At 47.5% G+C, this 810-nt stretch carries 1 protein-coding gene; it reads right to left on the bottom strand.

From position 1 onward, the window contains the following. Positions 1–528 (bottom strand): GlgB N-terminal domain-containing protein (locus IQR33_RS35080; RefSeq protein WP_416222706.1); only part of this gene is annotated, 528 nt, incomplete at its 3' end. Positions 529–810: the final 282 nt, after the last annotated feature.

Consider the following 810-nt stretch of genomic DNA (forward strand, 5'->3'; position numbering starts at 1 on the left):
GATACCGTAGTCTAAGCGTTGCATTGGATGACGACGGCCATCCCATTGGTTGAAGCAACCCACAAGGCTAACAGCAGATGCATGTGGTGCATAAACAAGGAAACGCACACCAGAGATGTTTTCACCGCCACGTTCTAGCGTGACAAAGTGTGCGCCCATGTAGTGATACATGTCTTTTGGCGTATGCAGATGCTCGTACTCTTGGTAGATATTGTGGTACTGGTACGGGTCATCAATAATTTGTTCAACACCATTCCAATCGACCGCTAAACGGTAGTGGGTCAGGTGTAAATCGCGTTGCTCTTTTAAGATGAAACCGCTGTCGCCATCACGCTCAAGCGCCACGCGAGGTTCACCATTAACAAGCAGTTCAACCTTGTTTGCGCCCGGCATCCAAACTCTCAGCGAAGCTTCGTCGTCAATGAAAGGACCCAGCGCCGCAAATGGATCTGAGTAAGCCGCCTCAGCAAGCAGTTCGTATGCGCGTTCGTGTTGTTTCTTTATTTTCTTGGTTTTGGTGGTTTTCAAATCTTTCTCCCTAGAGCCAACATCCTTTTCAAGACCAGAGATCTGAATCAAACATCGGTTTCTCCACAGCCAACGTTGTGAACTCACAAAAAGACTCCGCTTCTCACGTTCGTTGCGTAAACGGCGTCAAAATACAAAAATGCCCGCTATTGTCGCGGGCATAATAACGGTACTTCATCCTAACGGATTGTGTTTTAGGAATGAGTGACCTAGACGGAACTTTCGTACCTCTGAGCTAACAAAATTGGTAATCAGCTCGTCCATCTACGCCACTCTAGGCAT

Origin of the sequence: Vibrio sp. OPT46, assembly GCF_015163535.1 — a bacterium.
In the GTDB taxonomy this organism is placed as follows: Bacteria; Pseudomonadota; Gammaproteobacteria; order Enterobacterales; family Vibrionaceae; genus Vibrio; species Vibrio alginolyticus.